This is a genomic window from Tsukamurella hominis (genome assembly GCF_965137015.1).
Classification (GTDB): Bacteria; Actinomycetota; Actinomycetes; order Mycobacteriales; family Mycobacteriaceae; genus Tsukamurella; species Tsukamurella hominis.
On sequence record NZ_CBCRZG010000030.1, the window covers coordinates 22,658 to 44,855 of the forward strand.

Genomic DNA, 22,198 nt, shown 5'->3' on the forward strand with positions numbered 1-22,198 from the left:
GCCGCACCGCCGAAAACCGGTCCGAGCGTGTACGAATTTCGGCCCGCAGCACCGAAGCGCTACGGGCCGAACTCCGCCATCGTCTAGACCACCGCGATCTCCGCCACCTCGGTGATCCCCGCCCGCGCCGCGGCCGCCCGACTCCCCGAGCTCGAGGCCGCCTGCGCCCGGCTCGCGTCCTGCGCGCTACGCGCCTGCTGACCCGACTGCCGCGACGACGACGCCATCTCCTCCGGCCGCGGCGGCCCACCGCGACCCGTGGCCGCCGGCGTCTGACCGGGCACCGCCGGAGCCCCCGGCTGCACGGCCTTCCCGGAGTTGCCGCCGGTGCCCCCGCGCCCGCTCGTCCCCGCCCGGCCGCCCGCACCGGGCGATCCCGGGGCCCCAGGAGCCGCCGTAGGGCTTCCGTTCTGATTCTGCGTACCGTTGCGGCCGGGAGCGCCCTGCTGGCCGCCCTGCTGCGATCCGGGCTTCCCCGACTGCCCAGGAGTCCCCGCCTGGTTCGGTCCCGTGTTCTTGCCCTGGTTCCGCTGCGGCGGCGTCCCGGTCGTCGGCGTCGACGTCGTCGACGACTTGGAATCCGTCGAGTTCTTGTTGCTGCGCAGCATCCGGTCGGCGGCCGCGTACCCGGCCTGATTCGCACCCGCCGACAGACCCGCACGCGCCGTCGAGCCGAGCACCCCGCCCGACACGGGCGAAGCGCTCGCGTTCGACCCGGGCACGCCATCGGCCCCCGCCGCGGCCGACCGCAGAGCCCCGTCCGCGCGCGCCGCCGTCTCCTCCCGCTTGCGATTCGCGGCGCGCCGGAACTTCCACATCAGCACCACGCCGCCCAGCATCAGCAGGTGCATCACGGCCAGCCGGCCGATCGCGTTGATCCCGGGCATCACGGTGTTGTACTTGCCGGAGACGAACGCGTTCATCACCATCGCGTAGATACAGACCGCGACGATGTAGCCGGTCATCTGTATCACCGACATCACCGCGTCGGTGATCGACTTGATCGCCCACCGCATCGGGAACCCCGGCAGAAACCCAGCCGGCACCAGCACGATCGCCATCAGCGCCGAGATCGCCGCGTGCGTGCACAGCGCGAAGATCGCGATCGCCGAGACCATCGCAAACAGCAGAATCGCCATCGCGATCATGATCATGATCACGCCGGCGCCGAAGCCCGTCGTCCCACCCAGCTGGTCCGCGTAGTTCGCCAAGTCCTTGCGGCCGCACTGCGCCATCGCCTGAGTCGGAGCGATCGGGCTGCCGTTGAGGATCCCGGCGTTCCACCCCGCCTTGCACTGCGGAGACACCTCGTCGACGATCACGCCGAAATTCCACAGCTGCGTCGGCTGCCGCACCAAGTAGTCGGTCAAGTTCGAGGTGAGCGTGTGCACCGATGCTTGCGCCGTTGCGCCGGACCCCGCCAAGTTCCCGTTGTTGGTCAGGGCCTCCGCGATGACGAATCCGCTGCGCTGCCCCTGGTGCAAGAGGCCGTCCTGCCCCACCACGTCATTGACCGGGTCGTGCAGGAATGTCTTCGACGCGAAGATCACGACCAACGAGGCCAGCAAGGTGTAGCGAGCCACGGACCTCTTCCCCACCAGGTAGGCGCCGCCGATGATCGCGCCGCCGAGCAGGATCGCCCAGTTCCGGATCATCAGCTGATCGGCCATCGTGGTGATGGCGGCCCCCATCTGACGGAAGATCCCCTCTAGCAGGCTCATCCACTCCAGAGACATCGCGAACCGCAGCAGCCACAGCGCGAACACGGCCACCACCATGTACACCGCGTACTCGCCCTCGATAGCCGGCTTGAGCCAGTAGTTGCCCATGTACGTCGTGTCCAACGTCGGCACCGGCGACGAGGGCACCGGCACCCCGGCGACCGAACTGGAGTTGAACTTGAGCCCGATCTCGCCCGGATGGATCGCCAGGTAGTAGCTCCCCACCGGGATCCCCGATGAGTCCTTGATCCCGGTCCAGTTCAGGAACGCGCCGATACCGGCAGCGCTCGCATCCGGCGCGAAGTAGAAGCTGATGAACGCGACGATGTGCAGCGTCAGGACGAGCCGGATCGTCCAGCGGGCCACCGGTCGTGCCCGGAAGTGGAACCAGAACCAGAACTTCCCCGCCAGCTGGTCGACCACCGGACGCCGACCGTCCAAGGACGCCCGCTCGTCGAACCAGTCGGCGAGGGCCGCGCCCAGTTCCCGGGGCCACCCGCCGGCACCAGCGACCGTGGCGGTCATCGCCGCGCCGCTTCCGGCGTGGTCTCGGCCGCGGCGTGGGCCAGGGCGCGGCCGTGCGGGAGCGTGCGGATCCGTCCGGTCCGCCCGAACTCGTCGCGGGCGTACCCTTCGCCCATACGGTCCGGCCGGACGTACCCGGAGCTGATCTGCTCGCCGTTCTCGTCGTAGACGATGTCACGAGGGTCGAGCTCCTCGGCCGGCGAGGTGTCGCGACAGAGCGTGTCCACCTGGTCGGGGTACTCCTGCGGGTTGATCCCGACGAACGCCAACGCCTCCGCTGCCGCGGCCGGGTCGGTCGTGCGGTGCACGATCCGATTCAGGATCAGCTCCTCGCTGATCCCCCGGACGTGCGAGCGGAGCTGGCTGATCACCATCAGCCCCGACCAGTGCTTACGTGCCTGGCTCGCGAACTTGTACGCCACGTTCTGGCCGTGCTCGGAGACCGTCCAGTGGCCAGCCTCCTCGACACCGAGGATCCCGCACCGGGTGGTGTCGGCGAAGTAGCTCTCCTGGACGAACGAGGCGACCATCCCGTAGAGCATGTTGCCGGCTCGCTTGGGTTTGGTCAGCGTCGCGAGGCGGTCACCGTCCATCTCGCGCATCGACGGCAGCTGAACTCGGCGAGTACTCACCGCGACCGCGGACGCCTTCGCCAGGTCGAGGATGGGCGCCTCTTCGTCGAAGACCGACGCGCAGTAGTCGTCCCAACTCCATTGCTCGAGCAGGGCGGCGACGTCGCGCAGCCGCGGATCCGCCTCCGCACTGTTCAGGTACCTCATAAATCCCCTGGTGGAGCCGACGCCGAGGCGGCCACGACTCTCGGGGGTCAGTGCACGGGCGAGCAGCGCTTCCTCGACCGTGTTCGCGCGAATACCGAGGAGCGGGAACATGTGCTCGGCGAACATCGTCCCCGCCTGCTCGGTCGGGAAGATCCGCAGCGGATCCAGCGAAAAGCTCTGCTTCGCCAGGTCGACGACTTTCGCACCCGGAGTCGCCTGGGCTTTTGCCACCCACTCCTGCAGGGGGCCGTTGTCGAGCATCGTCCACGTGTGGCCGCGGCCGGCGAGGTCATCAAGCAGCCGCGAGGCGCTGTAGGTCTTGCCCGACCCCTGGTCGCCGAGCAGCACGATGTTCGACGGCTTCCCGCGGCCCGTCGCGCCCGGGAGGTCGACGAACCACGTCTCCGGCCGGCCAGCCGAGAGGTTCAATCCCATCATGCAGCCGCTGGTGTTACCGAGTCCGGATCCCTGCACCGGGACGAACCGGCACCAGTTGTTCGTCGTCGTGGTCTGCGCGTACCCCTTGATCACGGTGTTCGCCCGCGCGCCCGGCACGAACGTCTTCCACACGCTCTTCTCCGCACCCTTCTTGGTGTGGGTCGTCACGTGCAGCTCCTCGAGGGAGTGCTTGAGCTCGAGGACCGTCTCCTCCGTCCGCCGCGGATCCCGAGAGCCCACACAGAAGACGGTGGTGAAGCGGATCTCCTCATCACCCGGGTTCGCATCCAGCTCGGCGTCGTACTCCGCGAGCCCCTGCTCCTTGCGGGCCAACGTGTTCGTCGCACCCGTCGGCTGCATGGAACGCTGGTGGAACTGATCGTCGATCGTCCGCGCCGCCTTCATGTTCGCGGCCTGCGCCCGCGCCCGGCTGGCGAACTCCAGTCGCTGCACCCACCAGATCTGCACGTCCTCACCGACGAAGTCGACGCGCTGCAAGAACTCCGACCCGGGGAAGACGATCCCCCCGGGCGGGAACGAGGCGACCACCATCGGGCTCTGAAAGCTGGCGGGCGCGTCCGCGTCGAGCCGCTCGACCTTGAGCATCCCCACCGAAGTACCGTGGTACGGCGTGACCTTCGCCGCCGCGAAGCCGTTGCGGCCGGGGGTGATCACCTGCTCCGCGAGTGCGGGAAACGGCGCCGCATACGTGCCGAGACCCAGGTGGTACTCCCACAGCCAGTTCATGTGCGGGAACGACAGTCGGCGGGGTCGCATAGCGGAAGGCAACGTCGCGAACAGCGACGCCTCCCGCGCCCGGTAGCTCGCGATCTCAGCATCGTCCGGGCCGCCACGCCGCAGGCCGGCCGCGGACAGAACGCCCTTGCCGACCTTCCCGACCGACGAATCGAGCGGCGCCGAGACGATGAACAGGCGCTCCCACGGCCGCTGGTGCAGGCGCAGGAAGTCGTACATGCCGGCGACGCCCTCGGCAAACTCCGGCCGCTGGCCGTAATCTGTCCCGCCTACCATCGCCTCAAGCGTCTCTGCGAGATCCATCTGAGGGCCGGGGCCCATCAGCAGGCTCCCTGACGGCAGAGCAAGGGCGAGATCGCGATTCACGCGCGCGACGCCCTGACGGCGCCGCACCGTTTGATACGGGTAGTGCGGGCCCGCCAGGAGGTACTCCGCGTAAACGCCGTTCTCCGTGAAGCGGAGGTTGCCGTCCGTGGCGATCGTCGGCGCCAGATCCGGATCGACCATCGCCGATGATTCGATCCACCGTGTCAGCTTGCCCATCGTCGAGATACTCCCCTTCTACTGATGGCGGTCGGCGGTGCCCGCCGCCAGAATCACGACCGTGTTGCCGCCGACCTTCATCGGCCGCGGCGACTCCCCGGCGGAGAGTCGGTGCGTAAGGGCCGGCCGGCGGACCCACCGCCCCGCGAAGATCACCGCCAGGGCGATCGGGCCGGCACCTTCCTCTGGAACGAACTTGAGCGCGACGACGGCAGCCGCAGTCGCCACGATCGACGCGAGGGTCACAACCAGGCCGTACCCGCTATCGAGTGCCCATCCCGAGACAAACAGCGTCGTCAGGACGCCGACCGCGAGGGCGATCACTTGCGCCCGGGTGTACGGACCGAACGGGATCGGAGTGCCGGCGAGCGTCCTGCCGGTCATCTCCTCGACGGTGCGGGTACCCGTCCAGGTCTTCGCGATCTCCTGCGGCGCCGAGGGCACCGCGGATTCCCTCACCATCCGCCGCCACCGCCGCCGCCCTTGACCCGGTCGATGGTGTTACCGCTGGTCTCGACGAAGAAGTTGAAGCGAATCGCGGCCGCCACGACGATCGCACCGATGATCAGTGCGCCGAGCGCGGCGAACGGGTTCTTCGTCTTGAACCAGGTGTACGCGGTGCCGCCGAGCGCGGCGATACCCAAGAACGACACGACGGCGATCTTGAAGGCGGTGTAGCTGCCCTGGGACATCGTGACCCAATCTGCTGCCAAGTTCATGATTTCATTCCTTTCGAGAGGGATCAGTTGCCCGCGCGAGGCGTCATCGCGGATGCCGGCGGCGCCGGCACCAATGTGGTCTTCACGAGCGGAGTACTCCCCACCTCGCTCACGCCCCACCGGCCGCCCGCGGCCTGCAGCGTGAGCGGATAGGTCAAGGTCACCGGCACGTACTGTGCGTTGCGGGCGTTCACCGTCACCAGCACCGCTGCGGTATCACCATCGGCGGGCGTCTCCGATACTCCACCGGCCGCGCGGACGCTCTGCACGGCGATCTGCGCGTACCGAACCGGCAGCGGGGTCGTCACCGGCCCCGTCGTGTACGCGGCGAGATCGCCCTTGCCGGTCATGAACGCGGTCAGCCAGCCCGAGACCACCGAGTACACCGAGGAGGAGGCCCCGACGTCGGTGTCGTAGTCCAGCGGCAGGTCGGCACCGGTCGGCGCGCCGTGGATCTCCGACGGAGGCATCAGCACGCGCAGCCCACCGCCGCCGCGGACCACGAAGACCTCGTACCAGGCCATCGGGCCCGGCTGTCCGCCGTAGGCCGTCACCTGCGCTCCGACCACCGACTTGAACAGCGTGAAGCCTTCGCCGGACTGCACCGGCAGCGCGCTCGCCACGACCACCGCCGAGACGGTGGCCGGGACCGCCGGCGCGTTGATGGTCTTGCCCGACAGCGTGAGAAACTGCGCCAGGTCCGCGGCGTTGCTCGACGAGGCCGACAGGTACGTCCCGACGAACTGCGCCGCGTACGCGCCGACGTGGCTCTGCGAGTCCGTGACCTCCTCGACCACCTGCACCACCGGTGGCGGCGACGGCGTCACCCACCGATAGATCTGCGCGATGCCGGCGACCGCGCCCAGTACCAGCGCGATGATCACCACGATCCTCGTCGCCAGACCGTTCCGAATCCACTGCATCCCAATGCTCCTGCTGTCCTAGTTGACTTCGTGCCCGATGACGTTCAGCTCGGAGATCGCTAGCCCAGACGGGGCCTTCGACACGGTCGCCGTGGACCCCGCCGCGTCGCTGCCGCCGAACAAGCCGCCGCCCGCTCCCGGCGTCGTCGGCGGCGTCTGCCCGCCGTCCGTCGGCGCGGCGGTCTCCTGAATGAGCACGGTGATCTGCGAGGCCACCACGTTCGGTACCTCGAGCAGCGCGGCACTCCGCAGGCCCGACGTGGTCTGCGGCCGCGAGGTCTTCCCCGCGTCGTTGAAGATCCACGTCAGCCGCCGCACCACGCGATAGTTCATCCACTCGTCCGTGCCGTTCGGATTCCGGTAGTTGAAGCCCGGGACGATCGATACCGCCGTCACCACATACGGTTTCGGCAACGTCAGGCGAACCACCTTCCCGGTGCCGCCGCTCGGGCACACCCACGCCGTCTCCTGGCGGCCGTCGATCGCGCCCGACGCATCCGTCCCACCCGGGCATGTGCCGACCGCTTGCGCGGTCAGCGGCAGCGGACCATCGGCCACGGCGGGCTTGGCCGGTTCGGCCGCCTGCGTCGGCCGCGGACCGACGGGCGCGGCCGTCCGCTTGGGAGCCTCCGACGGGCCACCCGAGAAGATCACGCTCACGACGACCAGGACCACACAGATCAGCAGGGCCGCGACGGCGATCAGCGCCAGCGTCGAGCGGTGCATCCGACGATGCCCGCGCCCCGTCGCCAACCGGGAGGCGTCGATCGCGCCCAGCTCGTCCGCCTTCCCGTCGGCGGATCCCGCCGGAGTGCGCGCCTCGTCGAGCCCCAGCGCCGCCGCAGACCGCGGAGCATCGTCCGGGGCGTCGTCGCCGACGGCGTCCGAGGCCTCGTCGTCGACGCCGAGCTGCGGCATGGTCACCGGCACGACTTCGTCGTCATCGACGACGAGAATCGAAGTCGCGACCGTCTCGCGTCCCGACGGGCTACCGAGATCCTGTGCTGCCGTGCTGAAATCCGCCGGTGGTTGGTCCTCCTCGGTAGCGGCCAGGCCGGCAAGCGGAGGCGCGACGGGCGCCGCCGCGGGCTCGACCGGCGACGCTGCGGGCGCCTCCTGCTGTGCCGCGGTGGCCGCGCGTCGGTTGCGACGCAGCTGATCGAGTCGATCGATCGCCGACTCCAGCTCCGCACTCATCGCTGCCCCGGTTCCGCGGGCCAGTGGCAGTAGGCGTCGTACGGGGACCGTGCCTGCGGCACGGCCTCCAGCGCACGCAGCTCAGGGCGCGCCGAGTTCACGCTGCCGCCGTCGATGACGATGTGCTCACGGCCCGGTCCCCTGGTCTGCGTGACCTGCACGAACACCATCTGCTGGACATGGTGCTGCACGTGCACCAGCTGCGGCGTCGCGGGCGCCGGCCACGCCCCGGGGTACGCCTGAGGCACGGCCAGCTGCCGGCGCGCGCCGCGACGGTTCGCGACGATCGCCCAGACCACGAGCCCGGTCAACCACACCGGAGACGTCAGCAGCACCGCGATCAGCACCAGCCCGATCATCGCTCCTACGAACTGCATGGTGGACCCTCCCTTCGTTTCCTGCCTCCTCGACCGGGAAGATATGAGAGGTTCCGAATCTCGCGCTACCAACTGCTCGTCCACGACGTGGTCCGGGCGGCCTCCGTCGACCAGATGGTTCGGTTATTGCGCCGCCCCATGCACAATGAGCGGCATGGCGGCCACTTCAGATTGGCCAGGCTGGACGGTGTTCGAGGCGACCGTATGGGGAACCGGCGAGCTCATCCGCCCTGACCTGCGCGTGACCCTGACCGGAGGTCAGGCCATCGCTGCGCGCTCGGCGTCGCGGATCCTCAAGAGCAAGTACCGCGAATTCGTCCCCGCCGTCGCGCACGCCGCCGCCAATCCCAGCACTCCCCTCGTCGGCGAACGCGGCACCGCCGTCGCGGTCCTCGGGCCCTCGGGGCACTTGCACGCGGTGCTCGCCCACCTCGGCACACCGGACACGCCGCCACCCACCGTCGTCGCGTGGGAGATCGACCTCGAGGCGCACACCATCGCGTTCGGCCCGTTCCCGACGTTCGACGAGCACTCCCAGGCCACCGCGATCGCCGGAGGGATCGCCCTGCCCCTGCACACCGTCCTCGAGCGAGTCCAGCCCGACGACGCCATCGGCATCGCCGAGCTGATCCCCCAGATCCTCGCCGAGGCCGACGACGATCAGGTGTGGGGCACCAGCTGCACCGTCGACACCCGAGCCGCCGACGACGACCCACCCCGCTGGCAGCCCCACCACGGCTACGGCCGCGTCTTCACCCAAGACGGGCGGAAGGTCCTGCGCGGCCACGTCGTCGACATCGGCCAGGCCGCCCACACGCACTCGACCACCCACCTGCTCGCCGGCCTCTGGTCCGGCCAGCCCGCCCACGTCGGCCTCGTCGAAGCGACCTCCGCCACGGTCCTGCGATGGCTCAACGTCGGCACCTCCGACATCCCGTGGAGCGCAACAGGCCAGCTCGCGGACACTCTCGACGGACTCCCCGATCTCAGCGCCGACGTCGCCAACGGGATCCCGTTCACCTACTCCGCGCGCGTGAAGACCAGCGGCCAGTCCCTGCGCGTACTCATCCAGCCCCTCAAGGCCGGCGGCGACGGAACCGAGCCGTGGCTCCCCGCCTTCGCCGTCTTCACCCCGGAGTCCGTGCTCGGCGGCTAACCCCGTCCCCTGGACATCCACAGAACGGCACTGTTACTGTTCCGAACAGTCCCGCCGGCAGACTTCAAGTCGCCGATGGTCGACAACCCACTCCGCGGGTGCAATGCACCCAGATTCGGGGTCCGTCGACCATGCGCACTCACTCACCGGCCTCTCGCGCCGCAGTCCACGCCGCCATCACCTCGGCGTCGCTCAACCCGAACTCGGCGCCCAACCGCCGGCGCAGCTCCGCCCCCGGCCGCGTCAGCCCACGCTCCGCCTGCGACACCGTCGCCTGGTCGACGCCGAGCCGCTCAGCGAGCTCCGCCTGGCTCAAGCCCGCGGCCGCCCGCCGCTCGGCCAAGGTCACCGCCACCTCCGGCATCACGTCACCGATCGTGCCGCCCAGCGCGGCCATCAACGCCCGCAGCTTCTGCACCGTCGGGCGCCTCGTGCCGGCCTCCCACGCCTGGATCGACGACACACCCACGCCGGAGGCCTTCGCCAGCTCCCCCACCGACAACCCGGCGTCCTTGCGCGCAGCGCGCAGGGCCGCCCGATCAAACGTGCCCTTGATCCCGCCTGGCACCGGTCCTCCCTTCCGAGTCGAGAACGCGAACGCACTCAGTCTTCACCACGACCGCGTCACGACCTGACCACCAAGACTCGAAGGGACCCCGATCATGACCACGACCAGCGACAACCGCATCGACCTCGACGACATCGACAGCGTCCGCGAACCCGAGAGCCCCGCCCTCGCCGCCGACATCGACATCGAGCAGCCCAAGCGCTCCCTCGTCGGCCGACGCCTCACCGTCAACCCCGTCAGCAAGGAATCGACCCGCGCGAACACCGACTTCCTCTGCGCCAACGAGGACGCCTACCCGTCCGACGAGGAGTGGTTCGACCTCGACGTCGCCACGCAGGCCCAGGCGGCCAAGGGCTACGCGCTCTGCCAGCGCTGCCCCGCGATCGAAGCCTGCCAGGCCATCATCGACGAGGGCCGCGAGAACGAGGGATGGAAGCCGCGGCACCAGCTGCAGGCGGGCCGGTTCTTCAACAGCCGCGGAATCCCCGTCAGCCCCAACCGGATCCTCCCGCGGCGCCGCATCGTCGAGCCGATTCCGCTCTTTCCGCTGAGCGAAGCACCCGCAGGTCGTCACCGTCGCCGCCGTGTCGCCTAAGCCCTACGGCGCCGTGCCGGGCGGCCGTGAGCGTGCCCGCTCGTACGCAGCGCGCACCTCGTCCTCCGGGACCTGCAGCGCGACCACCAGCCGGCCGACCCACAAGTCCGACAGCTGCGTCTCGGCCCGCTCGAGCGCGGACAACGACGTCGTCCGCGCTCCCACCAAGGTCGCCATCTGCAGCTGCGTCATCCCGCGGAGCACCCGCAGGTCGACGAGCGTGCGCTTGGACTTCGGCACCCGCACGAGCTTGTCCATCGGTACCTCGAGGACCTGCGCCACGGCCCACAGCGCATCGACCGTTGGCGTGCGAGTACCGTCCTCCCACAACGAGAGCGACGTGCGCGACACCCCTGCCGCGCGTGCCAGGTCCGGGCGCGACCAACCGCGCCGCTCACGCTCGGATGTGAGCGCGCTCGGCACGAAGCCCCTCAGCATCCGTCGAGTCATCGGCGCGATCGTGGCAGGTGAGCACACCACCCTGCACACTCGCACGGATCAAACGAACGGCTTAAACGAACGTGCGACCATCAACCTTGATATCAAACTGCTGCGGCGCGCCTCCCACACTTCGCGCAACGCTGACATCATGATTGACCGCATGGCTGGACCAGGAAAACCGGGCCCCAAGGGACTGGGAACACGCAAGGCCGTCCCGTGGCGCGCGAAGGAAGACCTCATGAGTTGGGCGGCCGACGAGGCCGCCGAGCACGGCATCAGTCTCAACGCGTGGCTGACCATGCTCGTCGAGAGCGCCCGCGACGGCCAGATCCCCGCGCCGCAAAGCCCCCCTGCGCTGTTCAGCCGGACCAACGAGGGAGGTCTCCGCACCGCTTCCTGAGCCCCCGGCCAGCACAGCGGCACATAGCTGTGCGCCCCATACCGGTTTGATTCATAGCGGCGGAAACGAGACCTCAGTCCAGCACCCACAGTGCTGCCGAGGCCGGAACGCAGAAAGGGCCCCCTAGCGGCTATCTAGGAGGCCCGTTCCGAAAGTTTCTCGGGTTCACGGTTGGCGCCGTGTCCCAGGATGCGTTTCCGCACCACCCGAAAGGGATCATGTCTTACCAGGACTGGTCTCAGAGTAGCGCGCACCCTGACCACAGTGCAACGAACTCCGCGGGTGTGGGCGCGTCGTCACAACGCGAACGCGGTGACGCCCACTCGCAAACCTCGCCTACCAGCGATGACCCCTCCGGCGATGTGTCCCGTGTGACACATGATGCTGGTGGTGTCGGCGTGTCGCGGGCCGCCGCGTGGGCTCTCACCCGCCGGATCTCGCCCCGCGCCGCCGTCCGCTACCAGGACGCCGCCGACGGCAAGTACGGCCTCACCACCACGGTGCACGCGCCGCTGCCCGCGACCGCATGGGCGATCCACCTCACCGACGCCGACCACGCCTACCGGCTGCTCGGGTTCGACTTCGACGCCAAGCCCGGCCGCGGCGAGAAGGCCGGCGCCGACCTGCGCGACGACCAACTACGGGCACGCGCCCACAACGACGCCCAGACCCTGGCGGGGATCCTCACCGAACTGCGGATCGAGCACGTCGTGTGCGCGTCCGGACCCTCCGGCGGCCGCCACGTCTGGGTCGCCCTGCGCGAGCAGGTGCCGGCCCAGCTCGTCGAGGACCTCGCCCGCGCCGCCGGGCGCCTGCTGCCCTCCCTCGACATCGCGCCGCTGTGCAACGTCGTCACCGGTGCCCTGCGCCCGCCAGGCGCCCCCCACCGCGCCGGCGGTGCGTCGACCCCGATCGCCGGCGACGTCGAGATCCTCTGCACGCCGACGGTGCGCCGCGAACACGTCGAGACCCTGCTGCACCGCCTCGTCGAGCTCGCCCCGGCCCCGGCGCCGCCCGCTCCCGGTAGCCGACTGCTGCCGATCGAGGACGGCCACGACGGCCACCCCCGCATCCCCGGAACCTGGCGCACCCTCTCCCAGCGCGGCTGGGAGCTCGCCCGCGCGCCCCTCACCGTCGACGTCGACGCCTCCGCCCGGCTGTTCGCCGTGCTCCTCTCCGCAGCGCGCGCGCACTGGACCCTCAGCGACGTCCAGGCCCAGCTCGCCGCCCTCCCCGGCCTCGAGCACGTCCGCACCGTCCGCGGTCCCGACGGCCACAGAGTCCCGCGGCCGCGCCGCGGCGCCGGCAGCCCGGCGAGGATCCTCGCCAGAAACTGGTCCGCGGCCGTCGCCCACCTCGCCGACCACGCCCGCACCGACCACGCGATCTCCCACGACGACCCGGACTTCGACGCCCGCGCCGGCGAGCTCCACGCCGCCGTCGCCCACCTCGACCGCAAGGCCGACGCCTGCATGGGCAGGTGGGCCCGCCCCGGCGCCGCGAAGGACCGCCTGGTGCTCGACGCGCTCATGCTTCTCGCTCTCACCACCATGCGCCTCGACGTCGGCGCCTCCATCCGCACCCTCTCCCGCATGACCGGCATCTGCCGCGAGGGTGCCTGGCGCGCCCTCCACGCCCTCGAAGCCGACGGCTGGATCGCCCTGGCCGTCCCCTCCGAAGGCACCCAAGCCGCAGTCTGGCGCCTTCTGCCGTGGGGACTGACCGAGCACGGAGACCACGCCACGGCCGAGGACCACCACCCCACGCCCGCCATCCACAGCGAACCGATCACAGGTGTGACACTCGGGGGCACAGCCCCCGACCGCCCACACCCCACCCTGCAGAAGCCCACCGGCAGCACGCTCCGCGCCACCGCGCTCGCCTCACTGACTGACCGCCTGGCATTGAGCACACACGACGCCTTCACCTGCGAACGCCACGACGGTCTAGGAACCTGGACGGCCCTGATCTACTCCCGGCTTTCCCGCAGCCCGCAGAGCCTCGACCGGGCATTCCCCGCGTCCACACCACTAGACCTCCTCTGCGCGGCGGTGGAGAGCTTGCAGGGCGCCGGCCTGGTGGTCGTCGATGAGCACGGGCACGTCGCTCGAACCGCCGGCGAGGCACGCGATAGCTTCGCCGCACACGTGGGAACCGCTGGCACGCTCGACGCCCGCGCCGCCGAATACGCCCTGGAGTCCGAGCTATGGGCCTGGTGGATCGACGAATCCCGATGGACCACTCCCGGCGGCCGAGACCCACGCTCACGGCCACCACGCGGCGCCAGCGCGCGCCGCCGACCGGGCCAGCACACCCTCGCCATCGGGCAGCCGGGATGGGCAGACCGTCAGCCCTACCCGCGGCGCCCTGGCGGCCGCCGCGATCACCGCGCGGCCCGCGCCGACCTGGTCGCCGACCGCACACCAGTGCACCCCCGGTGATGCAGCCGGTGCGCCGACGAGCGGGCAGCTACTGCAGGCGGATCTCCCCGAACGTCGGGTGCTCCGGATCAGCGAACCAGCCCGGCTGGACCCACGGCAGCCACCACGACCCCTCGAGGTCGAGCTGCAGATCATCGGCCGGCCGGCCGATCTCACGCAAGATGTTGTGCATCCGCGAGAGTGCGCGGACGCAGTCCTTGAGCCACCGCAGCTCGTCGAGCGTGCGCCGCAGCTCCTCCTCGGTGATCGAGTGGAGGTGCATACGCTGCTCGGACCACGTCTCGTCGACCCACGACAGCTCCCCCGGCACGCGGCCGCGCGATCGCGGATCGTCGGGATGCCCCAACCGGGCGAAGGTGAGCACGCGTTCGGGCCACTCCCCCTCGATGCCCATGATGTAGAGCATGTGCGCCAGCTTGTGGCGCACCGCGCCGGCGTGCGCCACCACCCCGGCGAAGTCCTCGTGCGGCCACCGCAGCCCGATCCCCTCGGCCAGCTCGCGCATCGCCTTCGGCAACTTGTCCTCCGGCTTCCAGTCCGCGCCGTGCCCGGCCGCGTGGAAGCTCGCGAAGTTCACCGCACCGATGACGTTCTGCCACCCGCCGAGGATCTGCAAGCACAGCCGCTCGAGCACCGACGACGGGATGAAGCTGTCCCGCTCCGCCTGCTGGCGCGCCTGCACCGTCGCATACCCCGCCTCGAGGCGGGCCATGAGCTCCGAGCGCTCCCCCACCGAACCGTCGTCTCCTGCGGCGCCCGCCGTGTCGCTGTCCACCATCCGCCGCACCTTCCCCGAAGCCATCGCCCTAGACCGTCCCATAAGCCTACCGAGCTGCAACAACCTCCCAGCGCGAATGATCTGTCAATACAAAGACCCCGGACGATTTCGTCACAGTGACGATTGCGTCCGGGGTCTTTGTGGAATCCTCGCAGCTACCGGCGTTCGGCGACCGCCTCCAACAGCGCCTCGAGCTCCGCCGGATCGAGCGCATCGACAAGGGCCTCCGCCAACACCTGAGGCGTCGCGTTCAGCCGGCGGATCGCGCTCGACGCCCGCGCCGGCGTCGCAGGCTTGCGCGGTGCATCCTTCCCGCGCGCACCTTCGGCCTCCTCCCCCGCCTTGTCGCCGTCACGCTCTCGATCCACCTGCGCACGCCACGCGGCGACCTGCTCCTCCGCCGGCACCATCGCCAGCTCGCGCGCCTGCCGCACCGCCAGATCGCCGGCGCGCACCGCCTCCCGTAACTCGGGCGCGAGCTTGAGCAGCTTGCGGCGCTGCGAGACCCACGTGTTCGACCGGTTCAGCCTCTTCGCGACATCGAGCGCCTGGCCCAGCTCGGCCACCAACAACTCGACCGCCTCCGCCTCCTCGATCACGTCGAAGTCCTCGCGGTCGATGTTCTCCGCCACCGCGGCCCACAGGATCGAATGCCGATCCTCGGCGAGGCTGTCGCGGATCACCACGTCCATCCCGGGCCGGCCGAACTCCACGCAGGCCGCCAGACGGCGGTTACCGTTGATCACCACCCACTGCGCGTCGCCGAGGACGCTCGCGTCCTCAGGCCACAGCTGCAGCCACCGCGCCCGCGATACGACGGTGCCCGGCTGCAGCTGCCGCTCGACGATGCTCGCCAGGTTCGACAGGTCCCCGATCTTGTGGCGCGGGTTGCGCGGGTTCATCGCCAGATCAGCGACCGGGACGTTCGCACGGAACTGCCCGTCGACGAACGTGTTCTCTCCCCCGTCCACCGGGGAATTGCCGCCAACCGGCAGCGTCGAAAAGTCCAGAACGCCGCCGCGGCTCCGCTTGCCCGCCATCACGCCACCTCCATCTCGAGCATCAGCTTCTGGAAGTCCTCACGCGCATGAAAGCTCGCGCGGTTCGGCGGATACTCCGTCACCACCAGGCCCGCGGCCGCGGCCCGGGCGTGCACCTTGTAGTGGCGGATCACCGTGTTCGCGCGGGACCACCCGTGCGCGTCGATGAACTCGATGGTCCGATCCAGGTCACCGCGGCCATCGCGGGGATCCCAGTTGTTGATCACGACGCGGTACGGGATTCCGCGCGGCTCCAAGACCTGCTCGATCGTGCGAGCTGTCGGATCGAAGCTGAGCGGCTCCGTGGTGATCGGCACGATCGCCAGGTCGGTGATCGCCAGCGCTTCCTCGATCGCCTGCCCCGCAGCATCGCTCGGCTCGGAACCCGGCTTCGCGCCGATCCAACCGGGGCTGTCGATGAAGATTCGATCGAACTGCTCCATGTCCCGAAGCTTCCGCAGATCCAGTGGATTGCGGATCATCGTCGCGTGGAACGGCAGCGATTCCTGCTGCTCCGCCCGGGCTGCCCACCACACCGTCGACCCCTGCGGGTCGATCGACGCGACGAGCACAGGGGAGTCTTCGAGGTTTCCGCCTTCGGTGAGAACATCATTCTCGACCGCGGCAAGATTCATCGCCAGCGTGGACTTGCCCACGCCGCCTTTCTGGCTCGCGAGTGTGTATGTGCGCCTACTGCGCTTCTTGCGTGTACTCATAGGATTTCCCTTCGCCGTCTGCTTCGCCAGGCCCGTGAGGGCGCGACTACTTCGGTGACCCCGACCTCGCTCAGATGGAGGCCGGAAGGCGGATTTCGGAACCTGTCCACCGTGTGAAGACAGGCCCGACGACCGCTGAAAAGAACGCTACAGGGTGGCGTCGCGAGAACGCGACCATCAGCCGACGACGCGCCGAAGAAGCGTGCACGTGCCGGACGTTGGGGGCCGGGCTGCGATCCGAGAACGGGAAGGGCTCGTTTTTCCGCGGAAAAACGAGCCTGGGTCCGCGTCGTTTTTCCGCGGAAAAACGGACCGCCGGGGGGAGGGGTGACTACTCGGCGCCGGCAACCTCGATCAGCTTGACCGTCATGTCCTCCAGTACGCGAAGACGTCCACTGATCGAGAGGGCGAGCAGCTCCATGCGGCTCGCTAGTACGCCGCTGCCGCCGAAGATGATCCGGTCGACCTCCGCGGCGATGGCTTCAAGGTGCGCGATCCGCGCCAGCGAGTCGCCGAGCACCGCGACGACGTCATCGAACGATTCGACCAGGCGGATCGCGCCGGCCTCCACATCGACCAGGTCGACGATGTCGGCAAGGATCAGGCCCACAGGATTCCCTACGGCATCGGCGTCCGCGATCGCCGGCGCGATCACCGGCTCGACCTCGCCGACCGGAACGTGCTGCGTCAGGGCCGCCAGGGAGAGGGCTTGCATTGCGACACCGCGGAAGACCGTCGTCGCCAGATCGAGCTCACGGGCGGCCGTCGTCGCGCCCGCCGCGAGCGCCACCACGCCGGGCGCAACTTCGATGCACTCGACCTTGAGGTACTGGGCTGCCAGCTTCATTCGCTGCGACGTCGAATGCGCGAGCTTCGCCGCCTCGTACGCCGCGGCGATACCCGCCGCGTAGGTCGGACGCTCCACCGCGTCGGTCGCTTCGTCGCTCATCTTCGATTCCCCCCGTCGATCCGTGTCCGCTCGCGCGCCCCGCGCCAGCCTGTCCGCACCCTAGCCCGCCTGCGACGCCCTAGACGATCATCTGACCGGGGGGGCCGGGGGAGCGGTGGAGCTATGCCCCGACTCGGCAGGCCTAGCTCCCGCTGGCGACGACGCCGCCGGCGGCCACGCCTGTACCGCGTCCGCGGTCACCCACAGCGTCATAGAAACGAACCCCTCGCCCACCCGCGGTCGGATCCGAACTCGCGCCAGCCATTGCCCGTCCGTCAACCGCGCCCACGCCTGGAGCTCTCCGTCCATCAGGTCCTCGAGCTGCACCCCGCCGGTCCGCAGCCACAGGGGCAGCTTGTCCGCGCGCGTAGCACCGTGCGCGAGCCGGGGGAACGCCAAGCTGGTCTGAACACGGCAGGGGAGAGGCAGCGGCTTCTCCCGCCACACTCTCGAATCCCCAGGCTCGAACATGTAGACGATACTAGTCGCAGCCTCAGACTTGTCGATACGCCCACGTAGACCGCAGTGCAAAGAAGTAAGACCTCGGCGGGAGGCGGCTTCCCTCCGCCGTCACCGCCGAGGCCTCAACTTCACATTAGATCAAAGTTTCGATGAATGCGACCTGTGAGGCCGGCCGGAGCCACCTCGCCTGGCCAGTCGCCGCAGTTGGTGGACGTACTCGACACCGCCGCGCTACCAAGATGCGCAGAGCGCATCGCCGCGGCGGCCGCTGGGCACGTCGGGGGAGTGGTCACCGACCGTGGTCGCGACGGCATGGGCGTGTTGCGTTGAGTTAGCGCGCAACGCTTCTCAGCCTACCGCCGGGTCAAGGCACGCTGCGCTCTAAAGGCCTGGACTACCGGCGGTCGGCCCGCCAGCGAAGCGCGCCCCATCCCGGGGCGGCACCAGCTCCGAAGGAGTCACCATGACCGCGACCGCGATCGACATGAGCCTGTTCGTCCTCGACCCCACCGACCCTCCGGTCGTCCGAGCCGCGAAGCTCGGTAGCGCCGCCGGCATCGCCCACGCCGAGCAGGCCCACGCCGCCGGCAACACCACGATCGACCTCGAGGCGACCGCGGAGCACCAGGCCCCGGCCGACCTCACCGACCACCAGGCCGAGGTCTACGCCGCCGGCTTCACCCTCCGCGGGCAGCAGCGGTGGTGGGAGCTCACCGACCCCCGCTGAGCACCCGCCCGCCGCCGGGATCCCCACCGCGGGCCCGGCGCCGGCGGCTTCGCCGCGCGGAAAGGCTCGGGGCGGCCCTATGGGGGCCGCACTCCGTGCATGGCTCGCTTGCGCTCGCGCACCCCCAGACCCCCTCCAAGGGGGCCACGCGGCCCGCCGCTGGGCACGTCGGGGGAGTGGTCACCGACCGTGGTCGCGACGGCATGGGCGTGTTGCGTTGGGTTAGCGCGCAACGCTTCTGAGCCTACCGCCGGGTCAAGGCACGCTGCGCTCTAAAGGCCTGGACTACCGGCGGTCGGCCCGCCAGCGAAGCGCGCCCCACCCGGGGGCGGGCCCACCCGAAAGGCACACCATGACCGACTGGCTCGACACTCTCGATCCCACCAAGGTCGTCACCGCGATCGACCAGCTCGCCGCGTCCGCACCCGAGTACATCGCCAAGCAGGCCGGCGGCGACGTCCGCTTCGCCCTCTGGCTCCACCTCGTCGACCGCCAGCTCCGCCGCCTCGTCGGCGTCGGCCACGCCGACCTCGTCGACTGCACCTGGCGGGACTGGTTCGACAGCGAACTCAGCCCCCGCGAGGCCGTCGAGCAGGCCAGCGAGTACGACGAGCTCCTGCAGATGGCCGCCATCGACTGAACCGCTCGCCGGCGCCGGGATCCCCACCGCGGGCCCGGCGCCGGCGGCTTCGCCGCGCGGAAAGGCTCGGGGCGGCCCTATGGGGGCCGCACTCCGTGCATGGCTCGCTTGCGCTCGCGCACCCCCAGACCCCCTCCAAGGGGGCCACGCGGCAGCCGCTGGGCACGCCGCGGCAGTGGTCACCAACCGCGGCCGGCACCGTGCCGCGACCCACGCCCGGGACCTCGAGCACGCCTACGGCGCGGGGAAACGGCCGCTCCGCGGCTGCACCACCGTGCCCGCTCCGCGGGCACCGAGACCACGCCGCCGCTCCGCGGCCGCCGCACCATCTACTCGCGCAAGGCCTCCTCGCGAACAGCGCGCGCCAACTCGTTCACAACCTCAGGCGGAGACTTCAGATAGGCATCGTGCGTCGCGTTCAAAGCCGAATTTATGTCAGGCGGATCAGCCCTCTCCTCAGGACTTATGCACTGCGCGATCGCCCCGACGTTACACGACCCAACGAAACTGTAACGACCACTCAAGCGGGCAATCGACTCCGTGTACAACCCGAACTTGTCCGGGGACTTGTCATATTGGCTGCTCCACAACTCGGTGGTGTTCGCCAGATCCACGAAATATGCGTACAAACGATACGCCAACTTCAAGCGATCCGAATCATCGCTATCGTAGATCGCCACAATCGCATATTTCGCGCTCACGCGATCCCGTGCCTCGGTAATGGCCTTCACTGATTCAGGCGGCGGCGGCTTCGGTTGCGGATTATTCGGGTTTCTCCGCCAATTGTTCTCCGTGAACTCGGTGGAAATCCACGTCGTGCTCTTCAACGCGTCCGACACCGTCGTCATGAACTCCGAATATGAATCCACCCGATGCTGCCGCACATACTCCCGATTGCTACGCCCGTCATCCGCGTCGATCTGCTGCTGTGCAACCACCCAGCTCACACCAGCACCGAACAGCGCCCCCGCCACGGCAGCCGCAGCCCCCTCCTTCCGAAGTCATCGAGCCCAACCCGCAACTCGACCAGCCGCAGGATCGTCAGAAGTGCCATCGTCATCAGCGCTCACAGGGTCAGCGTAACGCAAAAAACAAAAAGAATCAGCGCTACCACGACCCGCGCAACGCTACCGAACCCCCGTCGCTCCCGCACAATCACCTCCAGCGCATATTGCGTTCCATCACTTGCCTCATTACTGAAACAATCAGTGACAACGGGGTTTAACCTCGCCAGTGGAATGCAGCGGAAAGGCTCGACGCACTCACCGAATTGAACGAGGCTGGTTACAGGGGAGTGGGCGACGAGAAAAGTGGGCCGACTGGGCTGCGGACCGCCCCGAAAAAAGTTCAAAAAATACCGTCCCGACCCCAAAAACTGTCAGTGCCCCCACATACAATAAAAGCAGAACAAGGGAGAAAGGAACGAGCGCCACACGAGGCGCAGACCGCCTCACTCACACAAAAAAATTGAGGGCCGGAAGCTCCACACTTCCGACCCTCAACCGCAACACTCGAAAGGCTACACCATGACCGCAACGCTGAACACCCCCGCCCAGACCGCCGAGCTGCAGCACCTCGCCCCCGGCGACCTGACCATCGACGAGAACGTGCGCACCCGCACCGTCAACATCACCGACAGCTGGATCGACAACCTCCGCGAGCACGGCGTCAAGGTCCCCGTCCTCGCCACCCGCGACCCCGACGGCACCATCCGCGTCCGCGACGGCCAGCGCCGCACCCTCGGCGCGCTCGCCGCCGACCTGCCCACCATCCCCGTCTACGTCATCGGCGAGACCGCCGACGGCGACCAGGGCACCATCGAGCGGATCACCGACCAGGTCATCACCAACGACCAGCGCGCCGGGCTCGACCAGGCCGAGCGGATCGACGCCCTCAACCAGCTCTCCCTCATCGGCGTCAGCGCCGCGCAGATCGCCAAGCGCACCGGGCACCGTCGCGCCGACGTCGACCACGCCCTCACCGTCGGACAGAGCGCCGCCGCCCGCGCCGCGCTCGACCAGGACCAGAGCCTGAGCCTCGAAGACCTCGCCCTGCTCACCGACTTCGAGGACGACCCCGACGCCCAGGACCTCATCCTGCGCGCCCGCCCCGGCCAGCGCGTGCACCAGCACGCCCGCCTGGTCGCACAGCGCGCCGAAATCGCCGCGCACGACGAGCACGCCGCCGCCTACGTCGCCGCCTACGCCGACGAGCACGACGGTGCCACGCTCAACGTCCTGCCCTACAACGACAACGGCTACTTCTACGCCGGTCGCACCACCCCCGACGGCGAGACCGTCGCCCGGATCGACCGCCTGCGCACCGACAACGGATGGGGCGAACAGGCCACCCTCACCGACGTGAGCGACCCGAGCCGCCTGTGGGTCTCCTTCACCGGCGAAGAGCTGTACCGGCACAAGGAGACCGGCGCGCTGGTCTACGCCGAAGACGTCGACTCCTGGCAGGACCCCGCCGAGAACGACGGTATCGACCCCGACACCGGCGAGGCCTGGGTGCTCAACCCCGGCGCCGTCAACCCCGACGACGTCACCGAGTCGACCGAGTGGACCGTCACCTGGTGGGTCGCCGCCCACGAGGCCGAAGGCCTCGACTACCGCCAGTACGGCGACCGGAACACCAAGCAGGACAGCGGCGAGACCGACGAGGAGAAGGCCGAGGCGAAGAAGGTCGCCCGCCGCCAGCTCATCGCCTTCAACAAGGCCTCCGACGCCGCCCAGGTCGTGCGCCGCGAGTACCTGACCAAGCTGCTCACCCGCAAGACCCCGCCCAAGGGTGCCGCCGAACTGACCGCCCGCGTCATGATCGCCGGGGGAGCGGGCAGCCGCCAGGTCTCCGACCACGAGGTCAAGAGCCTCGCCGCCGAGCTGCTCGGCGAAACCGGCTACGGCAGCTCGTGGGCCGACAAGCCCATGACGGCGGGCCGCGCCCAGGTCATCGCGCTCGCCTACGCCCTCGCGGCGCACGAGACCGGCTACGCCCGCGACTCCCACCGCCAGGAGAGCCGCCACCCCGCGCTGCGCGACTACCTGGCCTTCCTCGCCAGCACCGGGTACACGCCCGCCGAGGTCGAGACCATCATCACCGACCAGGCCGACCGCGCCACCGTCCTCGCCGCCCTCACCGGCACCCCGGCCCCCGACGCCGAGGACACCGAGGACGACGCCATCGAGGACACCGAGGACGACGAGGAGCAGTAGCCCCGAACCGTGCCCGCCCCGCACCACCGGGGCGGGCACGGCCCACGGGCCGACCAGCGGGGCCGCTCCCTACGGTCGCGGCGCTCTGC

General features: G+C 69.5%; 21 protein-coding genes and 1 pseudogene. 7 read left to right on the forward strand and 15 right to left on the reverse strand.

Features of this window, described 5'->3' with window-relative positions; genetic code table 11:
• Positions 1-83 precede the first annotated feature (83 nt).
• Genes ACM9LD_RS23270 through ACM9LD_RS23300 form a run of 7 tightly spaced genes read right to left on the reverse strand, consistent with a single transcriptional unit; the run spans position 84 to position 7,978 of the window.
• Positions 84-2,246: a hypothetical protein gene (locus ACM9LD_RS23270; RefSeq protein WP_415678896.1), complete on the reverse strand. Its 2,163-nt coding sequence runs from the start codon at positions 2,244-2,246 to the stop codon at positions 84-86.
• Entirely contained in the window at positions 2,243-4,762 is a 2,520-nt protein-coding gene (locus ACM9LD_RS23275; protein ID WP_415678897.1) for an ATP-binding protein, read from the reverse strand. The genes ACM9LD_RS23270 and ACM9LD_RS23275 overlap by 4 nt, the downstream gene beginning before the upstream one ends.
• Positions 4,763-4,780: 18 nt before the next feature.
• Positions 4,781-5,206, reverse strand: a complete 426-nt coding sequence (locus ACM9LD_RS23280; RefSeq protein WP_415678898.1) for a hypothetical protein — start codon at positions 5,204-5,206, stop codon at positions 4,781-4,783.
• Between the two features lie 11 nt (positions 5,207-5,217).
• Positions 5,218-5,481: a hypothetical protein gene (locus ACM9LD_RS23285; RefSeq protein WP_415678899.1), complete on the reverse strand. Its 264-nt coding sequence runs from the start codon at positions 5,479-5,481 to the stop codon at positions 5,218-5,220.
• A gap of 23 nt (positions 5,482-5,504) precedes the next feature.
• Positions 5,505-6,404, reverse strand: coding sequence for a conjugal transfer protein (locus tag ACM9LD_RS23290; protein WP_415678900.1), 900 nt, complete (start codon positions 6,402-6,404; stop codon positions 5,505-5,507).
• A gap of 18 nt (positions 6,405-6,422) precedes the next feature.
• Positions 6,423-7,601: a hypothetical protein gene (locus ACM9LD_RS23295; protein ID WP_415678901.1), complete on the reverse strand. Its 1,179-nt coding sequence runs from the start codon at positions 7,599-7,601 to the stop codon at positions 6,423-6,425.
• Complete coding sequence (locus ACM9LD_RS23300; RefSeq protein ID WP_415678902.1) at positions 7,598-7,978, reverse strand: hypothetical protein; 381 nt, start codon at positions 7,976-7,978, stop codon at positions 7,598-7,600. The genes ACM9LD_RS23295 and ACM9LD_RS23300 overlap by 4 nt, the downstream gene beginning before the upstream one ends.
• A gap of 154 nt (positions 7,979-8,132) precedes the next feature.
• On the opposite strand from ACM9LD_RS23300, the gene ACM9LD_RS23305 reads away from it, so the two are divergent.
• Positions 8,133-9,134, forward strand: a complete 1,002-nt coding sequence (locus ACM9LD_RS23305; protein ID WP_415678903.1) for a hypothetical protein — start codon at positions 8,133-8,135, stop codon at positions 9,132-9,134.
• 139 nt (positions 9,135-9,273) lie between these two features.
• On the opposite strand, the gene ACM9LD_RS23310 is transcribed toward ACM9LD_RS23305, so the two are convergent.
• Positions 9,274-9,702 carry a helix-turn-helix transcriptional regulator gene (locus ACM9LD_RS23310; protein ID WP_415678904.1) on the reverse strand — a complete coding sequence of 143 codons (429 nt, stop codon included), beginning with the start codon at positions 9,700-9,702 and terminating at the stop codon, positions 9,274-9,276.
• A gap of 94 nt (positions 9,703-9,796) precedes the next feature.
• On the opposite strand from ACM9LD_RS23310, the gene ACM9LD_RS23315 reads away from it, so the two are divergent.
• Positions 9,797-10,297 carry a hypothetical protein gene (locus tag ACM9LD_RS23315; RefSeq protein WP_415678905.1) on the forward strand — a complete coding sequence of 167 codons (501 nt, stop codon included), beginning with the start codon at positions 9,797-9,799 and terminating at the stop codon, positions 10,295-10,297.
• A gap of 3 nt (positions 10,298-10,300) precedes the next feature.
• Here ACM9LD_RS23315 and ACM9LD_RS23320 read toward each other — a convergent pair whose 3' ends face one another.
• Both ACM9LD_RS23320 and ACM9LD_RS23325 read right to left on the reverse strand, forming a co-directional pair.
• Positions 10,301-10,579 (reverse strand): helix-turn-helix domain-containing protein, encoded by a 279-nt coding sequence (locus ACM9LD_RS23320; RefSeq protein ID WP_415678916.1) that lies wholly within the window; start codon positions 10,577-10,579, stop codon positions 10,301-10,303.
• 24 nt (positions 10,580-10,603) lie between these two features.
• Positions 10,604-10,648, reverse strand: a pseudogene (locus tag ACM9LD_RS23325) (hypothetical protein); the annotation flags it as partial.
• Here ACM9LD_RS23325 and ACM9LD_RS23330 point away from each other — a divergent pair.
• Positions 10,638-11,138: a hypothetical protein gene (locus ACM9LD_RS23330; protein WP_415678906.1), complete on the forward strand. Its 501-nt coding sequence runs from the start codon at positions 10,638-10,640 to the stop codon at positions 11,136-11,138. The pseudogene ACM9LD_RS23325 and the gene ACM9LD_RS23330 sit on opposite strands and share 11 nt — an antisense overlap.
• A 371-nt stretch (positions 11,139-11,509) precedes the next feature.
• A complete protein-coding gene (locus tag ACM9LD_RS23335) occupies positions 11,510-13,579 on the forward strand; it encodes a hypothetical protein (RefSeq protein ID WP_415678907.1) in 2,070 nt (689 codons plus the stop codon).
• 28 nt (positions 13,580-13,607) lie between these two features.
• Here ACM9LD_RS23335 and ACM9LD_RS23340 read toward each other — a convergent pair whose 3' ends face one another.
• The 4 genes from ACM9LD_RS23340 to ACM9LD_RS23355 all read right to left on the reverse strand — a co-directional run bounded on the left by ACM9LD_RS23340 (position 13,608) and on the right by ACM9LD_RS23355 (position 17,062).
• Positions 13,608-14,357 (reverse strand): hypothetical protein, encoded by a 750-nt coding sequence (locus ACM9LD_RS23340; RefSeq protein WP_415678908.1) that lies wholly within the window; start codon positions 14,355-14,357, stop codon positions 13,608-13,610.
• 155 nt (positions 14,358-14,512) lie between these two features.
• Complete coding sequence (locus ACM9LD_RS23345) at positions 14,513-15,397, reverse strand: ParB/RepB/Spo0J family partition protein (RefSeq protein ID WP_415678909.1); 885 nt, start codon at positions 15,395-15,397, stop codon at positions 14,513-14,515.
• Complete coding sequence (locus ACM9LD_RS23350; protein ID WP_415678915.1) at positions 15,397-16,032, reverse strand: ParA family protein; 636 nt, start codon at positions 16,030-16,032, stop codon at positions 15,397-15,399. The genes ACM9LD_RS23345 and ACM9LD_RS23350 overlap by 1 nt, the downstream gene beginning before the upstream one ends.
• Before the next feature lie 412 nt (positions 16,033-16,444).
• On the reverse strand, positions 16,445-17,062 hold the full coding sequence (locus tag ACM9LD_RS23355; protein WP_415678910.1) for a hypothetical protein: 618 nt from the start codon (positions 17,060-17,062) through the stop codon (positions 16,445-16,447).
• A 925-nt stretch (positions 17,063-17,987) separates the two neighbouring features.
• Between ACM9LD_RS23355 and ACM9LD_RS23360 the strand changes: the two genes are divergently transcribed.
• Positions 17,988-18,251 carry a hypothetical protein gene (locus tag ACM9LD_RS23360; protein WP_415678911.1) on the forward strand — a complete coding sequence of 88 codons (264 nt, stop codon included), beginning with the start codon at positions 17,988-17,990 and terminating at the stop codon, positions 18,249-18,251.
• Positions 18,252-18,603: 352 nt separating this feature from the next.
• A complete protein-coding gene (locus tag ACM9LD_RS23365) occupies positions 18,604-18,891 on the forward strand; it encodes a hypothetical protein (protein ID WP_415678912.1) in 288 nt (95 codons plus the stop codon).
• 329 nt (positions 18,892-19,220) lie between these two features.
• On the opposite strand, the gene ACM9LD_RS23370 is transcribed toward ACM9LD_RS23365, so the two are convergent.
• Positions 19,221-19,865, reverse strand: a complete 645-nt coding sequence (locus ACM9LD_RS23370) for a hypothetical protein (protein WP_415678913.1) — start codon at positions 19,863-19,865, stop codon at positions 19,221-19,223.
• Between the two features lie 552 nt (positions 19,866-20,417).
• Here ACM9LD_RS23370 and ACM9LD_RS23375 point away from each other — a divergent pair.
• The gene (locus ACM9LD_RS23375; protein WP_415678914.1) at positions 20,418-22,109 is read left to right on the forward strand and encodes a ParB/RepB/Spo0J family partition protein; all 1,692 of its coding nucleotides are present in this window, start codon (positions 20,418-20,420) and stop codon (positions 22,107-22,109) included.
• The last annotated feature ends 89 nt before the right edge of the window (positions 22,110-22,198 follow it).

What these genes read in the sequence shown, in the direction of transcription:
- ACM9LD_RS23270 (WP_415678896.1), bottom strand. Translation starts at nt 2,246, where the DNA reads ATGACCGCCACGGTCGCTGGTGCCGGCGGGTGGCCCCGGGAACTGGGC.
- ACM9LD_RS23275 (WP_415678897.1), bottom strand. Translation starts at nt 4,762, where the DNA reads ATGGGCAAGCTGACACGGTGGATCGAATCATCGGCGATGGTCGATCCG.
- ACM9LD_RS23285 (WP_415678899.1), bottom strand. Translation starts at nt 5,481, where the DNA reads ATGAACTTGGCAGCAGATTGGGTCACGATGTCCCAGGGCAGCTACACC.
- ACM9LD_RS23290 (WP_415678900.1), bottom strand. Translation starts at nt 6,404, where the DNA reads ATGCAGTGGATTCGGAACGGTCTGGCGACGAGGATCGTGGTGATCATC.
- ACM9LD_RS23295 (WP_415678901.1), bottom strand. Translation starts at nt 7,601, where the DNA reads ATGAGTGCGGAGCTGGAGTCGGCGATCGATCGACTCGATCAGCTGCGT.
- ACM9LD_RS23300 (WP_415678902.1), bottom strand. Translation starts at nt 7,978, where the DNA reads ATGCAGTTCGTAGGAGCGATGATCGGGCTGGTGCTGATCGCGGTGCTG.
- ACM9LD_RS23305 (WP_415678903.1), top strand. Translation starts at nt 8,133, where the DNA reads ATGGCGGCCACTTCAGATTGGCCAGGCTGGACGGTGTTCGAGGCGACC.
- ACM9LD_RS23315 (WP_415678905.1), top strand. Translation starts at nt 9,797, where the DNA reads ATGACCACGACCAGCGACAACCGCATCGACCTCGACGACATCGACAGC.
- ACM9LD_RS23340 (WP_415678908.1), bottom strand. Translation starts at nt 14,357, where the DNA reads ATGGTGGACAGCGACACGGCGGGCGCCGCAGGAGACGACGGTTCGGTG.
- ACM9LD_RS23345 (WP_415678909.1), bottom strand. Translation starts at nt 15,397, where the DNA reads ATGGCGGGCAAGCGGAGCCGCGGCGGCGTTCTGGACTTTTCGACGCTG.
- ACM9LD_RS23350 (WP_415678915.1), bottom strand. Translation starts at nt 16,032, where the DNA reads ATGAATCTTGCCGCGGTCGAGAATGATGTTCTCACCGAAGGCGGAAAC.
- ACM9LD_RS23355 (WP_415678910.1), bottom strand. Translation starts at nt 17,062, where the DNA reads ATGAGCGACGAAGCGACCGACGCGGTGGAGCGTCCGACCTACGCGGCG.
- ACM9LD_RS23360 (WP_415678911.1), top strand. Translation starts at nt 17,988, where the DNA reads ATGACCGCGACCGCGATCGACATGAGCCTGTTCGTCCTCGACCCCACC.
- ACM9LD_RS23365 (WP_415678912.1), top strand. Translation starts at nt 18,604, where the DNA reads ATGACCGACTGGCTCGACACTCTCGATCCCACCAAGGTCGTCACCGCG.
- ACM9LD_RS23375 (WP_415678914.1), top strand. Translation starts at nt 20,418, where the DNA reads ATGACCGCAACGCTGAACACCCCCGCCCAGACCGCCGAGCTGCAGCAC.